Source organism: Klebsiella sp. CD33 (assembly GCF_051992865.1).
Taxonomy (GTDB): domain Bacteria; phylum Pseudomonadota; class Gammaproteobacteria; order Enterobacterales; family Enterobacteriaceae; genus Klebsiella; species Klebsiella pneumoniae.
In genome coordinates, this window is sequence record NZ_CP197023.1 from 1,244,226 (window position 1) to 1,259,227 (window position 15,002).

General features: G+C 58.7%; 13 protein-coding genes. 10 read left to right on the forward strand and 3 right to left on the reverse strand.

The window, feature by feature from the left end; all coding sequences use genetic code 11:
• The first annotated feature begins 120 nt into the window (after nucleotides 1-120).
• The 7 genes from lepA to acpS all read left to right on the forward strand — a co-directional run bounded on the left by lepA (nucleotide 121) and on the right by acpS (nucleotide 6,614).
• Nucleotides 121-1,920 carry a translation elongation factor 4 gene (gene lepA / locus ACR809_RS06220; protein ID WP_002914069.1) on the forward strand — a complete coding sequence of 600 codons (1,800 nt, stop codon included), beginning with the start codon at nucleotides 121-123 and terminating at the stop codon, nucleotides 1,918-1,920.
• A gap of 15 nt (nucleotides 1,921-1,935) precedes the next feature.
• Nucleotides 1,936-2,910, forward strand: a complete 975-nt coding sequence (gene lepB, locus ACR809_RS06225; protein WP_002914067.1) for a signal peptidase I — start codon at nucleotides 1,936-1,938, stop codon at nucleotides 2,908-2,910.
• A 249-nt stretch (nucleotides 2,911-3,159) separates the two neighbouring features.
• Entirely contained in the window at nucleotides 3,160-3,840 is a 681-nt protein-coding gene (rnc, locus tag ACR809_RS06230; protein WP_002914065.1) for a ribonuclease III, read from the forward strand.
• Complete coding sequence (era, locus tag ACR809_RS06235) at nucleotides 3,837-4,742, forward strand: GTPase Era (protein WP_002914063.1); 906 nt, start codon at nucleotides 3,837-3,839, stop codon at nucleotides 4,740-4,742. Before rnc ends, era begins: the two co-directional genes overlap by 4 nt.
• Before the next feature lie 11 nt (nucleotides 4,743-4,753).
• Nucleotides 4,754-5,491 (forward strand): DNA repair protein RecO, encoded by a 738-nt coding sequence (gene recO / locus ACR809_RS06240; protein WP_023280414.1) that lies wholly within the window; start codon nucleotides 4,754-4,756, stop codon nucleotides 5,489-5,491.
• Nucleotides 5,492-5,502: 11 nt separating this feature from the next.
• Nucleotides 5,503-6,234, forward strand: a complete 732-nt coding sequence (gene pdxJ / locus ACR809_RS06245; RefSeq protein WP_004180923.1) for a pyridoxine 5'-phosphate synthase — start codon at nucleotides 5,503-5,505, stop codon at nucleotides 6,232-6,234.
• Complete coding sequence (acpS, locus tag ACR809_RS06250; protein ID WP_004144351.1) at nucleotides 6,234-6,614, forward strand: holo-ACP synthase; 381 nt, start codon at nucleotides 6,234-6,236, stop codon at nucleotides 6,612-6,614. Before pdxJ ends, acpS begins: the two co-directional genes overlap by 1 nt.
• Nucleotides 6,615-6,626: 12 nt before the next feature.
• Here the strand turns inward: acpS and ACR809_RS06255 are convergent, their stop codons facing one another.
• Both ACR809_RS06255 and ACR809_RS06260 read right to left on the reverse strand, forming a co-directional pair.
• On the reverse strand, nucleotides 6,627-6,887 hold the full coding sequence (locus ACR809_RS06255; protein ID WP_004888420.1) for a YfhL family 4Fe-4S dicluster ferredoxin: 261 nt from the start codon (nucleotides 6,885-6,887) through the stop codon (nucleotides 6,627-6,629).
• Between the two features lie 56 nt (nucleotides 6,888-6,943).
• Nucleotides 6,944-7,792, reverse strand: coding sequence for a MurR/RpiR family transcriptional regulator (locus ACR809_RS06260; protein ID WP_004144349.1), 849 nt, complete (start codon nucleotides 7,790-7,792; stop codon nucleotides 6,944-6,946).
• A 213-nt stretch (nucleotides 7,793-8,005) separates the two neighbouring features.
• Between ACR809_RS06260 and yfhb the strand changes: the two genes are divergently transcribed.
• Nucleotides 8,006-8,641 carry a phosphatidylglycerophosphatase C gene (gene yfhb, locus ACR809_RS06265; RefSeq protein ID WP_004180922.1) on the forward strand — a complete coding sequence of 212 codons (636 nt, stop codon included), beginning with the start codon at nucleotides 8,006-8,008 and terminating at the stop codon, nucleotides 8,639-8,641.
• 62 nt (nucleotides 8,642-8,703) lie between these two features.
• Nucleotides 8,704-9,213 (forward strand): tRNA adenosine(34) deaminase TadA, encoded by a 510-nt coding sequence (gene tadA, locus ACR809_RS06270; protein ID WP_004185144.1) that lies wholly within the window; start codon nucleotides 8,704-8,706, stop codon nucleotides 9,211-9,213.
• On the opposite strand, the gene mltF is transcribed toward tadA, so the two are convergent.
• Nucleotides 9,210-10,826, reverse strand: coding sequence for a membrane-bound lytic murein transglycosylase MltF (mltF, locus tag ACR809_RS06275; protein ID WP_004144346.1), 1,617 nt, complete (start codon nucleotides 10,824-10,826; stop codon nucleotides 9,210-9,212). The two genes, tadA and mltF, sit on opposite strands and share 4 nt — an antisense overlap.
• Nucleotides 10,827-11,001: 175 nt before the next feature.
• On the opposite strand from mltF, the gene purL reads away from it, so the two are divergent.
• On the forward strand, nucleotides 11,002-14,889 hold the full coding sequence (gene purL, locus ACR809_RS06280; RefSeq protein WP_004185139.1) for a phosphoribosylformylglycinamidine synthase: 3,888 nt from the start codon (nucleotides 11,002-11,004) through the stop codon (nucleotides 14,887-14,889).
• Nucleotides 14,890-15,002 lie beyond the last annotated feature (113 nt).

A 15,002-nucleotide genomic window follows, 5' to 3' on the forward strand; every position in this document is an offset into this window, starting at 1 on the left:
GATCTAACAGCATTTCCTGGTTTCGCGGATGTAGTGTAGAATGCGGCGTTTTCGGATTAAAAAACGTCAGGCACAGTACAGCGGCCTCATGATACTCGTAAGGCATAATTAACTCTAAATATGAAGAATATACGTAACTTTTCGATCATCGCTCACATCGACCACGGTAAGTCGACGCTGTCTGACCGTATCATCCAGATTTGCGGTGGCCTTTCTGATCGTGAAATGGAAGCCCAGGTTCTGGACTCCATGGATCTTGAGCGCGAACGCGGGATCACCATCAAGGCGCAGAGCGTCACCCTGGACTATAAGGCCAGCGACGGTGAGACCTACCAGCTGAACTTTATCGACACCCCGGGCCACGTGGACTTCTCTTATGAAGTTTCTCGTTCTCTTGCCGCGTGCGAAGGCGCGCTGCTGGTGGTAGACGCCGGGCAGGGGGTAGAAGCCCAGACCCTGGCCAACTGCTACACCGCCATGGAGATGGATCTCGAAGTGGTTCCGGTACTCAACAAGATCGACCTGCCTGCGGCCGACCCTGAGCGCGTAGCGGACGAGATTGAAGATATCGTCGGGATCGACGCCCACGACGCGGTGCGCTGCTCAGCGAAAACCGGCGTCGGCGTGACCGACGTGCTGGAGCGTCTGGTGCGCGATATCCCGCCGCCGGAAGGCGATCCGGACGCGCCGCTGCAGGCGCTGATTATCGACTCCTGGTTCGATAACTACCTCGGCGTGGTGTCGCTGGTGCGGATTAAAAACGGCACCATGCGCAAGGGCGACAAGATCAAGGTCATGAGCACCGGCCAGGTGTATAACGCTGATCGTCTGGGCATCTTCACCCCGAAACAGGTTGACCGTACCGAGCTGAAATGCGGCGAGGTAGGCTGGCTGGTCTGCGCGATCAAAGACATCCTCGGCGCGCCGGTGGGCGATACCCTGACCGCCGCCCGCAACCCGGCAGACAAAGCGCTGCCTGGCTTTAAGAAGGTGAAACCGCAGGTGTATGCCGGCCTGTTCCCGGTGAGCTCCGATGATTATGAAGCTTTCCGCGACGCGCTGGGCAAACTGAGCCTTAACGATGCCTCTCTGTTCTACGAGCCGGAAAGCTCTACCGCGCTGGGCTTCGGCTTCCGCTGCGGCTTCCTCGGCCTGCTGCACATGGAGATCATTCAGGAGCGTCTGGAGCGTGAATACGATCTCGACCTGATCACCACCGCGCCGACGGTAGTCTACGAAGTAGAGACCACCTCCAAAGAAGTTATCTACGTCGACAGCCCGTCCAAGCTGCCGCCGCTGAATAATATTCAGGAGCTGCGCGAGCCGATCGCCGAGTGTCACATGCTGCTGCCGCAGGAGTTCCTCGGCAACGTGATTACCTTGTGTGTCGAGAAGCGTGGGGTGCAGACCAACATGGTTTACCACGGTAAACAGGTGGCGCTGACCTATGAAATTCCGATGGCGGAAGTGGTTCTCGACTTCTTCGACCGCCTGAAGTCCACCTCCCGCGGCTATGCGTCGCTGGACTACAACTTCAAACGCTTCCAGGCGTCGAACATGGTACGCGTCGATGTGCTGATCAACGGTGAGCGCGTCGATGCGCTGGCGCTGATCACCCACAACGATAACGCGCCGTATCGCGGCCGCGAGCTGGTGGAAAAAATGAAAGATCTGATTCCGCGTCAGCAGTTCGATATCGCGATTCAGGCGGCCATCGGTAACCACATTATCGCGCGCTCTACGGTGAAACAGCTGCGTAAAAACGTCCTGGCGAAATGCTACGGCGGCGACGTCAGCCGTAAGAAAAAGCTGCTGCAGAAGCAGAAAGAAGGTAAGAAGCGTATGAAGCAGGTCGGTAACGTTGAGCTGCCGCAGGAAGCGTTCCTCGCCATTCTGCACGTTGGTAAAGACGGCAAATAACCCTAAGGAGTTGGCATGGCGAACATGTTTGCCCTGATCCTGGTGATTGCAACCCTGGTGACGGGCGTTTTATGGTGCCTGGACAAGTTCATTTTTGCACCGAAACGTCGTGAACGTCAGGCCGCTGCTCAGGCAGCGACCGGCGAGCAACTGGACAAGAAGACGCTGAAGAAAGTCGGCCCGAAACCGGGCTGGCTGGAAACCGGCGCATCGGTTTTCCCGGTGCTGGCGATCGTTCTGGTGGTACGTTCATTTATTTATGAGCCTTTCCAGATCCCTTCAGGTTCGATGATGCCAACGCTGCTCATCGGCGATTTTATTCTGGTGGAGAAATTTGCCTACGGCATTAAAGATCCTATCTATCAGAAAACGCTGATCGAGACCGGCCATCCGAAGCGCGGCGACATCGTGGTGTTTAAATATCCGGAAGACCCGCGTCTGGACTACATTAAGCGCGCGGTGGGGTTACCGGGTGATAAGGTCACCTACGATCCGGTTGCCAAACAGGTCACTATTCAGCCGGGCTGCAGTTCCGGACAGGCCTGCGGCAACGCGCTGCCGGTGACCTATTCCAACGTGGAGCCGAGCGATTTTGTTCAGACCTTCTCCCGCAGCAACGGCGGCGAAGCGAGCAGCGGTTTCTGGCAGTTGCCGAAGGGCGAAACCAAAGCCGACGGCATTCGTCTTACCGAGCGTCAGGAGACGTTGGGCGACGTGACGCACCGAATTCTGATGGTGCCGATTGCCCAGGATCAGGTTGGGATGTACTACCATCAGTCCGGTCTGCCGCTGGCCACCTGGATTGTGCCGCCCGGTCAGTACTTCATGATGGGCGACAACCGGGATAACAGCGCCGACAGCCGGTACTGGGGCTTTGTGCCGGAAGCCAACCTGGTCGGAAAAGCAACCGCTATCTGGATGAGTTTTGAAAAGCAGGAAGGTGAATGGCCGACCGGCGTGCGGTTATCGCGCATTGGTGGAATTCATTAATTTCCTCTGCTGAATTCACGTCGCTGCTGTTATCGCAGCGGCGTGAATTATTTAGTATTTAAATCCATTCAAACTAACGACATCCCGTGTCGTTGCGTATAGAATATCCCCCCGAAGTTTTTGGTTGTCGCTCTGCCGGGTGACACTGCACACGAAAGCGTATTGGTCTGTTTCAAATTACTGTTTGAAGCGAATGCTCAGGTCGGTTTCGTGTGCTGCATCTTTGACGCATTCATTTATTGGTAACGCATGAACCCCATCGTAATTAATCGGCTTCAACGAAAGCTGGGCTACACTTTTCATCATCAGGAGCTGTTGCAACAGGCATTAACTCACCGCAGTGCCAGCAGCAAACATAATGAGCGCCTGGAATTTTTAGGTGACTCCATTTTAAGTTTCGTGATCGCGAATGCGCTGTATCATCGCTTTCCTCGTGTAGATGAAGGCGATATGAGCCGTATGCGCGCGACGCTGGTGCGCGGCAACACGCTGGCGGAGATCGCCCGCGAGTTTGAGCTGGGCGAGTGTCTGCGCCTCGGGCCGGGAGAGCTGAAAAGCGGCGGTTTCCGTCGCGAATCGATTCTCGCGGATACCGTTGAAGCGTTAATTGGCGGGGTTTTCCTCGACAGTGATATTCAGAACGTTGAACGCTTAATCCTCTCCTGGTACCAGACCCGTCTGGACGAAATCAGTCCGGGCGATAAGCAAAAGGATCCGAAGACGCGTCTGCAGGAGTATCTGCAGGGACGTCATCTGCCGCTGCCGTCTTACCTGGTGGTCCAGGTTCGCGGCGAAGCGCACGATCAGGAATTTACTATCCACTGCCAGGTCAGTGGCCTGAGTGAACCGGTGGTTGGCACAGGTTCCAGCCGTCGTAAGGCGGAGCAGGCTGCCGCCGAACAGGCGCTGAAAAAGCTGGAGCTGGAATGAGCGAAGAAAAAAGTTATTGTGGGTTTGTCGCCATCGTGGGTCGTCCAAACGTTGGCAAATCCACGCTGTTGAATAAGCTGCTTGGGCAGAAGATCTCGATCACCTCCCGTAAAGCGCAGACCACCCGTCACCGCATCGTCGGTATCCATACCGAAGGGCCGTATCAGGCGATTTACGTTGATACTCCGGGCCTGCATATGGAAGAGAAGCGTGCCATTAACCGCTTAATGAACAAAGCAGCCAGCAGTTCGATTGGCGACGTGGAACTGGTCATCTTCGTGGTGGAAGGCACCCGCTGGACGCAGGACGACGAGATGGTGCTCAACAAGCTGCGCGACGCGAAAGCGCCGGTGATCCTCGCGGTCAACAAGGTGGATAACGTGCAGGAAAAAGCGGATCTGTTACCGCACCTGCAGTTCCTCGCCAGCCAGATGAATTTCCTTGATATCGTACCGATCTCAGCGGAAACCGGCACCAACGTTGATACCATCGCGGCGATCGTGCGTAAGCATCTGCCGGAAGCGATCCATCACTTCCCGGAAGATTATATTACCGATCGCTCACAACGCTTTATGGCCTCCGAAATCATCCGTGAAAAACTGATGCGTTTCCTCGGCGCTGAGCTGCCGTACTCCGTCACCGTGGAAATCGAACGTTTCGTCAGCAACGAGCGCGGCGGTTACGATATCAACGGCCTGATCCTCGTCGAGCGCGAAGGGCAGAAAAAGATGGTGATTGGCAATAAAGGCGCCAAAATTAAAACCATCGGTATCGAAGCGCGTAAGGACATGCAGGAGATGTTTGAAGCGCCGGTGCACCTCGAGCTGTGGGTGAAAGTGAAATCCGGCTGGGCCGATGACGAGCGCGCCCTGCGCAGTCTCGGTTACGTTGACGACCTCTGAGTTAACGCAACGTGGATGGATGGCAGCGCGCCTTTGTCCTGCATAGCCGTCCGTGGAGCGAAACCAGCCTGATGCTGGACGTCTTCACGGAAGAATCCGGTCGTGTGCGCCTGGTTGCCAAGGGTGCACGCTCCAAACGCTCTAATCTCAAAGGCGCTTTACAGCCCTTTACCCCCTTGCTGGTTCGCTTCGGCGGTCGCGGCGAAGTCAAAACCCTGCGCAGCGCGGAAGCCGTTTCGCTGGCGCTGCCGCTCAACGGCATCACCCTCTACAGCGGTCTCTACGTTAACGAGCTTATCTCCCGCGTGCTGGAGCACGAAACACGCTTCTCCGAACTCTTTTTCGACTACCTGCACTGCATTCAGGCGCTCGCCGGGGCCAGCGGCTCGCCGGAGCCCGCGCTGCGGCGTTTTGAGCTGGCGCTGCTCGGGCACCTGGGGTATGGCGTGGATTTTCTCCACTGCGCCGGGAGCGGCGAGCCGGTAGACGACACCATGACCTACCGCTATCGTGAAGAAAAAGGCTTTATTGCCAGCCTGGTGATTGATAACAACACGTTTACCGGGCACCATTTGAAAGCATTGGCGAGTCGCGAGTTTCCTGATGTTGATACGCTGCGCGCCGCGAAGCGCTTTACCCGTATCGCCCTGAAGCCCTATCTCGGCGGCAAACCGCTCAAGAGCCGGGAGTTGTTTCGCCAGTTTATGCCCGCGCGAAAGGCGCGAGCCGATAATACGAATAATGATTAACGAGGATTGTCATGGCTGAATTATTGTTAGGGGTCAATATTGACCATATCGCGACCTTGCGTAACGCTCGCGGCACCGCTTACCCGGATCCGGTTCAGGCGGCTTTCATTGCCGAACAGGCCGGCGCCGACGGCATTACCGTGCATCTGCGCGAAGACCGTCGCCATATTACCGATCGCGATGTGCGTATCCTGCGCCAGACGCTGCACACCCGCATGAATCTTGAAATGGCGGTCACTGAAGAGATGCTGACGATCGCCTGCGAAACCAAACCGCACTTCTGCTGCCTGGTGCCGGAGAAGCGTCAGGAAGTGACCACCGAAGGCGGGCTGGACGTCGCCGGCCAGCGCGACAAGATGCGCGATGCCTGTCAACGCCTGGCGGATGCCGGCATCCTGGTCTCCCTGTTTATCGATGCGGATGAAGCGCAGATCAAAGCGGCGGCGGACGTTGGCGCGCCCTATATCGAAATCCACACCGGCTGCTATGCCGATGCCAAAACCGACGCCGAGCAGGCCAGGGAGCTGGAACGTATTGCCAAAGCGGCCACCTACGCCGCCAGCCTCGGCCTGAAGGTGAATGCCGGCCACGGTCTGACCTACCACAACGTGAAAGCGATTGCTGCGCTGCCGGAAATGCATGAGCTGAATATCGGTCACGCGATTATTGGCCGTGCGGTGATGAGCGGCCTGAAAGAGGCGGTGGCGGAAATGAAGCGTCTGATGCTGGAAGCGCGCGGCTAATGGCCATTCTCGGGTTGGGTACCGACATCGTCGAGATCGCCCGCATCGAAGCGGTGATCGCCCGCAGCGGCGATCGCCTTGCCCGCCGGGTGCTGAGCGACCATGAATGGAGCATCTGGGAGCAGCACCAGCAGCCGGTGCGTTTCCTGGCGAAACGCTTTGCGGTCAAGGAAGCGGCGGCGAAAGCGCTGGGAACCGGGATCCGTAACGGGCTGGCGTTTAACCAGTTCGAGGTTTACAACGACGAGCTGGGCAAGCCGAAGCTGCGGCTATGGGGTGAAGCAAACCTTTTAGCTGAACGCATGGGAGTAAGCGCTATTCACGTTACTCTCGCTGATGAACGCCACTACGCCTGCGCCACGGTGATTGTCGAAAGCTAGCCAGGAGGGCGGTTAAATTTTATCCGCGTGGTGCATCAGCACGAATTTATCCCACAGCTGTTCTTCACTCTCGACGTGTGCCGGATCTTTCAGGATCGTATTCGGGATCGGGCACACTTTCTGGCAGGTTGGCGTGTCGTAATGACCCACGCACTCGGTGCAGCGGTCGCTGTTAATCTCATAAATGCTCTCACCCATCGAAATGGCCTCATTCGGGCACTCCGGCTCGCACATATCGCAGTTGATGCATTTTTTGGTAATTAACAGCGCCATCAGGAAAGTCTCAGAAACAACACAAACAGGGCGGGCATTATACGCCCATTTTCTGCTCAGACCAGCTTTTTCACCAGCGCTTCGCTATGGCGAATGCGCTCCGGCGCCCGCTCCAGATCCTGCTGCACCAGCCCCATAAACAGCAGATCGGTGAGCATCATTTGCGCGCTGGTGGAGGAGATGGCGGCGCTGCGCGTCGCCTGCTCTTCGGCGATAGTATACAGGCAGTGGGTCGCCTGCTGTTGCAGGGCGTTCGGGCTAAACCCGGTGATCGCCAGGATCTTACAGCCGACGCGCAGCGCTTCACCGGCCGCCATATTGATTTCCCGGCGCTCGCCGGAGTAAGAGATCGCCAGCAGAAGATCGTCGCTGGACATGGCCTGCACCGTCGCCAGCAGGGCATGCATATCCTGCTCAGAAACAGCGTTGATGCCGATCTTCATCAGCTTCCAGCTAAAGTTACGCGCCACCAGGCCGGAGGCGCCAATCCCGGTGACGATCACTCGCCGGGCGTTGCGCAGCAGCGTGACGGCTTCCCGTAGCGTCTCTTCAGTGTTGACGTCCAGCGAGGCATGCATGGCGGCGACATTGTCTTTAATCAGTTTCTCGCCGACCAGACGCAGCGGATCGTCACCGCGAATGTGGTTATGCACCGGGACGGAGTGCGGATCCGGGCTACTCGCCAGCGCTTCACTAAGGGCCAGCTTCAGCGCCGGAAAGCCTTTGAATCCCAGCTTCTGGGCAAATTTAACCACGCTGGACTGACTCACACCGGCTTCCGCTGCCAGCTGCTGCGAGCTGAGGTGCCGGGTCTCATCGGGCTGGCTTAGAATATAATCGGCCAACTTTTTGTCGCTCGCCGCCAGGGTGGGATAGCGCTGACGAATACGCGTTAAACAGTTCATTGGAGCTCCGCTGGAGCCGTCCGGCTCGTGACTGACAGAATTTTTATTCGATTATAAGGGGTATACCATGAATTAAAAATTCTTAAGCCACAATTTTTCCTTCGCCTGCTACTTTAATTCTTTCTTAACGGCAGGGGATGTTTTCCCTCGACATGGCGTCAGGCTGTTAAGCTTACCCTAACGAGAAGCGAGTTCTGAGATAAAGGAGGCAGTTTGCAGCACACTGAACGGAGAGTGGTGTTTTTCGATCTGGACGGAACCTTACACCAACAGGATATGTTCGGCAGTTTTCTGCGCTATCTGCTGCGCCATTTGCCGCTGAACCTGTTGCTGGTGGTGGCGATGGGGCCGGTGATCCTTGCCGGACTGGCAGTGAGCGGACGGGCGGCGCGCTGGCCGATGAGCCTCCTGCTGTGGGCGACAACCTTTGGCCGCCGCGAGGCGGTGCTGAAGCGGCTGGAAGCGGAGTTTGTCGGCTGGTTTCGCCATCATGTGACGGCGTTTCCGGTAGTTCATGCGCGGCTTACCGCCTACCTGACCAGCACCGATGCCGACGTCTGGTTGATCACCGGCTCGCCGCAGTCGCTGGTGGAGCAGGTCTATCGCGATACCCTCTGGTTGCCGCGGGTGAATCTGATAGCCAGCCGCACCGCGCGCCGCTGGGGCGGCTGGGTATTGACCCTGCGCTGCCTGGGGCATGAAAAGGTGGTACAGCTGGAGAAAAAGATTGGCGCCCCGCTGCGGCTGTATAGCGGCTATAGCGATAGTGAGCAGGATAATCCATTGCTCGGCTTTTGCCAGCATCGCTGGCGGGTAACCCCTCAGGGAGAGCTTCAGCAGCTGGAGTAATAGTGTGTAATTGATAGCGCCCATGTATAATGCGCCCCGCTTTTTCTGCTGGAGTGGCCGCTGTGTCTGACCTCGAACTCAATGATGAATACTGGATGCGTCATGCCCTGACGCTGGCGAAACGCGCCTGGGAAGAGGGCGAGGTGCCGGTGGGCGCGGTGCTGGTGCATAACAATCAGGTCATTGGCGAGGGCTGGAACAGGCCGATTGGCCGTCACGACCCCACCGCCCATGCGGAGATCATGGCCTTACGCCAGGGCGGACTGGTGCTGCAAAACTACCGCCTGATCGACGCCACGCTGTACGTGACCCTCGAGCCCTGCGTCATGTGCGCGGGCGCGATGGTGCACAGCCGTATCGCCCGCCTGGTGTTTGGCGCCAGGGATGCCAAGACCGGCGCCGCCGGCTCGCTGATGGATGTTCTGCACCACCCGGGAATGAACCATCGGGTTGCGATAAGCGAAGGCGTGCTGGCAGAGTCCTGCTCTGCCATGCTGAGCGACTTCTTTCGCTGGCGGCGGGAAGAGAAAAAAGCGCTGAAGAAAGCCCGGGAGCAGACTGGGGAAAGTTAATACAGGTGGCCGGGGAGTTTCATCCGGGCATTATCCATCTGCTTATCGGCACGAAACTTGAAAAAGGGCAGGGTGGTCTCCTGCGGCTGTTCGAGCTCATTGGGGAGCACGGCCGGGTAATCCTCCGCCAGGGCCAGCGTTTGCTGCTGCTGGCGCTCCTTCTCTGACAAATAGCCGACAAGGCTTATCTGATATTTGCGGATGTTTTCCACATAGGCGTAGGCCTCATGGCCGCGGGCATAGCCGTATTTTAGTTTGCTGTAATAGGGTTTCTGGCTCAGCAACGGTAAACGCAGCTTAACGTCCGCCCAGCTGTTAGGATTGCCTTTCTGTTTGCGGGTGAGCGCCATGGCGTCCAGCATATGGGCATAGCCCATATTATAAGCGGCCAGCGCAAACCAGATGCGTTCATCTTTCGGGATCGAATCCGGCACTTTATCCATCATATCCTGCAGGTAGCGCATGCCGCCGTCGATACTCTGCGCCGCATCGGTGCGGTCGGTTAGACCCAGGCTTTGCGCTGTATTGCGTGTGAGCATCATCATACCGCGCACGCCGGTGGGGGAGGTGGCCTGCGGATCCCAGTGGGATTCCTGCCAGGCGATGGCGGCCAGCAGGCGCCAGTCAATCTCGCGGGCGTATTTTTCAAACAGCGGCTGCACCTCCGGAAGAATATTTTCCACCGCGCGGAGGAAGGTGCGGGTATCGACATAATCGAAATCGTTGCCGTGGCCGAGGTACTTCTCCTCGAGGCGCGCCAGGGTGCCGTCTTCATTGATGTTGTTGAAGAAATCAAGCATTGCCGCCGACAGCGAATTATCGTCGTCCCGGGCGCTAAACCAGGTGACCGGCTGTTCGTCGGTGATATCGAGGGCCACCGCCAGCTCCGGATGGACGCGCTGAAACAGGCTGACGGCCACCGAGTCAGCGATGGTGTAATCAAGTTTACCGTCAATCACCGCCTGCATCAGCGCCGTGGTACCGCGTTTTTCGTCCACGCGCCAGGCAAGATCCGGGTATTTCTCGGCTTTTAAGGTCTGCAGGTCGTTGATCGCCACGTGGCCCGGAGCGATAGTGAGCTGCTCGGCGGTCAGCGCCGCGAGGGTGCGCGGCCGGGTATTGCCGACGCGGTAGACCAGCTGTTGCGAAACAGAATAGTAGGTGGGGCCGGCCTGATAGTTTTTCACTCGCTCCTGGTTATAGACCAGTCCGGCGGCCAGCATATCGGCCTGACCGTCGTCGAGGTCGTCAAACAGCTGGCTGATGTTTTGCCGGACGGTTATCTTAAGCGTGACGCCAAGGTAGTCGGCAAACTGCTTCGCCAGTTCATAATCCAGACCGAACGCTTTATTGTTCATGGTGGCGAAGGTCATTGGCGAGTTGATGGTGCTGATGCGCAGCTCGCCGCGAGCGATAATGCCCGCCACCCGGTTCTCGGGTTTACCAGACCAGGGGATCGACGGCCACAGGGCCGCCGCCAGCAAAAGGGTGACAATGCCGATCAGCAGATAATTAATCTTTAATTTTTTCAGAGAGTTAATCTTCTGCAGCTTCAGGTTCCTCAGCAGGCGATGTCCGGAAAAAACGCAAGGTTGTCGTCGAATGTGCGGCATTCTGCTTAATAATGCGCCAGTTGGCAACTTATTCGCGATGGTCGTCACATTTATTGATAAACAGCATCAATGATTTTATTTCTACGCAAACGGTTTCGTCGGGGCGCAGGATTCACTATAATGACGCCCGTTTCCCCCCCTGGCTCACCCTGAAAGCTTCGAAGACGAGAGACTTATGATGGAAATTTTGCGTGGTTCACCTGCACTGTCGGCATTCCGTATTAATAAACTGCTGGCACGATTTCAGGCGGCCAACCTTCCGGTAAGCGCCATATATGCCGAATATATTCATTTTGCCGATCTGAATGCCCCGCTGAGCGCTGACGATCGCGAGCGCCTGGCGCGATTGCTTCAGTATGGCCCGAGCTTGAGCAGCCATACCCCGACCGGTAAATTACTGCTCGTGACCCCTCGCCCTGGCACCATCTCTCCCTGGTCTTCTAAAGCTACCGATATCGCTCACAACTGCGGTCTGGCGCAGGTTGTGCGTCTTGAGCGCGGCGTGGCGTATTACGTTGAAGCCTCAACCCTGACCGAAGCGCAGTGGGCCGCGGTGGCGGCGGAGCTGCACGACCGCATGATGGAGAGCGTCTTCGACGAGCTGGAAGCGGGCGAGAAGCTGTTCGCTCACCATCAGCCGACGCCGGTCACCAGCGTCGACCTGCTGGGCGAAGGGCGTCAGGCGCTGATTGACGCCAACCTCCGTCTGGGTCTGGCGCTGGCCGACGACGAAATTGACTACCTGCAGGACGCGTTTACCCGCCTGGGACGCAACCCGAACGATATCGAGCTGTATATGTTCGCCCAGGCGAACTCAGAGCACTGTCGCCACAAGATTTTCAACGCCGACTGGATCATCGACGGCGAACAGCAGCCGAAGTCGCTGTTCAAAATGATCAAAAACACCTTTGAAAAAACGCCGGACTACGTGCTGTCGGCTTATAAAGATAATGCCGCGGTGATGGAAGGGTCTGAAGTCGGGCGCTATTTCGCCGACCATCAGACCGGACGCTACGACTTCCATCAGGAGCCGGCGCACATTCTGATGAAGGTGGAAACCCATAACCACCCGACGGCCATCTCTCCATGGCCGGGCGCGGCAACCGGCTCCGGCGGCGAAATCCGTGATGAAGGCGCCACCGGCCGCGGCGCGAAGCCGAAAGCGGGCCTGGTGGGCTTCTCGGTTTCCAACCTGCGTATCCCGGGCTTCGAACAGCCGTGGGAAGAAGATTTCGGTAAACCGGATCGTATTGTCACCGCCCTGGACATCATGACCGAAGGCCCGCTGGGCGGCGCGGCGTTTAACAACGAATTTGGTCGTCCGGCGCTGAACGGCTACTTCCGCACCTATGAAGAGAAAGTCACCAGCCACAATGGCGAAGAGCTGCGTGGCTACCACAAACCGATCATGCTGGCCGGCGGTATCGGCAACATCCGCGGTGAGCACGTGCAGAAGGGCGAGATTACCGTCGGCGCGAAGCTGATCGTGCTGGGCGGCCCGGCGATGAACATCGGCCTCGGCGGCGGCGCGGCGTCTTCTATGGCCTCCGGCCAGTCCGATGCCGATCTCGATTTCGCCTCCGTACAGCGTGACAACCCGGAAATGGAGCGCCGCTGTCAGGAAGTGATCGACCGCTGCTGGCAGTTGGGCGACGCCAACCCGATCCTCTTTATCCACGACGTTGGCGCCGGCGGTCTCTCCAACGCCATGCCGGAGCTGGTGAGCGACGGCGGCCGCGGCGGTAAATTCCAGCTGCGCGATATTCTCAGCGATGAGCCAGGGATGAGTCCGCTGGAGATCTGGTGTAACGAATCGCAGGAGCGTTATGTTCTGGCGGTCGCCCCGGAGCAGCTGCCGCTGTTCGACGAACTGTGCCGCCGCGAGCGCGCGCCTTATGCCGTTATCGGCGAAGCTACCGCTGAGCAGCATCTGAGCCTGAGCGACAGCCACTTTAACGATCAGCCGATCGACCTGCCGCTGGACGTCCTGCTCGGCAAAACGCCGAAAATGACCCGCGACGTGCAGACTCTGAAAGCTCAGGGTAGCGCGCTGGATCGCCAACCGATTACCCTTGCCGATGCGGTTAACCGCGTTCTGCATCTGCCGACGGTGGCCGAGAAAACCTTCCTCGTCACCATCGGCGACCGCACCGTGACCGGTATGGTCGCCCGCGACCAGATGGTTGGCCCGTGGCAGATCCCGGTGGCCAACTGCGCGGTGACCACCGCCAGCCTCGACAGCTACTATGGCGAAGCGATGGCGATGGGCGAGCGCGCCCCGGTCGCCCTGCTGGACTTCGCGGCCTCTGGCCGTCTGGCGGTCGGCGAAGCGCTGACCAACATCGCCGCCACGCAGATTGGCGAGCTGAACCGCGTGAAGCTGTCGGCTAACTGGATGGCCGCCGCCGGCCACCCGGGTGAAGACGCTGGCCTGTATGAGGCGGTGAAAGCGGTAGGCGAAGAGCTGTGCCCGGCGCTGGGCCTGACCATTCCGGTCGGTAAAGACTCGATGTCGATGAAAACCCGCTGGCAGGAAGGCAGCGAGCAGCGCGAGATGACCTCTCCGCTGTCGCTGGTCATCTCTGCCTTCGCCCGTGTCGAAGATGTCCGTCATACCGTCACGCCGCAGCTTTCGACGGAAGATAACGCCCTGCTGCTGATCGACCTCGGTAAAGGGCACAACGCGCTGGGCGCGACGGCGCTGGCGCAGGTCTATCGCCAGCTCGGCGACAAGCCGGCTGACGTGCGCGATGTCGCGCAACTGAAAGGCTTCTGGAATGCGATGCAGGCCCTGGTGGCGCAGCGTAAACTGCTGGCCTACCACGACCGCTCCGACGGCGGTCTGCTGGTCACGCTGGCGGAAATGGCCTTTACCGGCCACTGCGGCGTGGAAGCGGATATCGCCGCGCTGGGCGACGACCATCTGGCCGCGCTGTTCAACGAAGAGCTGGGGGCGGTGATTCAGGTCCGCGCCGCAGACCGTGAGGCGGTGGAAGCCATTCTGGCGGTTAACGGCCTGGCGGACTGCGTGCATTACCTCGGTAAAGCGGTTGAGGGCGATCGCTTCGTGCTGACCGCCGGCGGTCAGACGGTGTTCAGCGAAAGCCGCACCACGCTGCGCATGTGGTGGGCGGAAACCACCTGGCAGATGCAGCGTCTGCGCGACAACCCGGCCTGCGCCGATCAGGAGCATGAGGCGAAAGCCAATGATGCCGACCCGGGCCTCAATGTGAAGCTCTCGTTTGATATTAACGACGACGTCGCCGCCCCGTACATTGCCACCGGCGCGCGGCCGAAAGTGGCCGTCCTGCGCGAGCAGGGGGTGAACTCCCACGTTGAAATGGCGGCCGCCTTCCATCGCGCCGGCTTTGACGCCATCGACGTGCATATGAGCGACCTGCTGGCCGGCCGGACCGGTCTGGGCGATTTCCATGCTCTGGTAGCCTGCGGCGGCTTCTCCTACGGCGATGTGCTGGGCGCGGGCGAGGGCTGGGCGAAGTCGATTCTGTTCAACGAGCGCGTGCGCGACGAGTTCGCGACCTTCTTCCATCGTCCGCAGACGCTGGCGCTCGGCGTGTGCAACGGCTGTCAGATGATGTCCAACCTGCGCGAGCTGATCCCGGGCAGCGACCTGTGGCCGCGCTTTGTGCGCAACCAGTCTGACCGCTTTGAAGCGCGCTTTAGCCTGGTGGAAGTGACGCAAAGCCCATCCCTGCTGCTGGAAGGCATGGTTGGCTCACGGATGCCGATTGCGGTCTCCCACGGCGAAGGTCAGGTGGAAGTGCGCGACAGCGCGCATCTGGCCCAGCTGGAGAGCAAAGGTCTGGTGGCGCTGCGCTTCGTGGATAACTTCGGCAAAGTGACCGAAACCTATCCGGCGAACCCGAACGGTTCCCCGAACGGTATCACCGCGGTGACCAGCGAAAGCGGGCGCGCGACCATCATGATGCCTCACCCGGAACGCGTCTTCCGCACCGTAAGCAACTCCTGGCACCCGGAGAACTGGGGCGAGGATAGCCCGTGGATGCGTATCTTCCGTAACGCGCGTAAACAGCTGGGTTAATCTTCCCGCCGCGCTTCACGCGAACGTATCAGCCCCCTGCCTGACAGGGGGCTTTTTTTTATCTGTGATGGTCGGCACGCCAGGGTGTCGGGAATTGCCGACAACTGCGATAT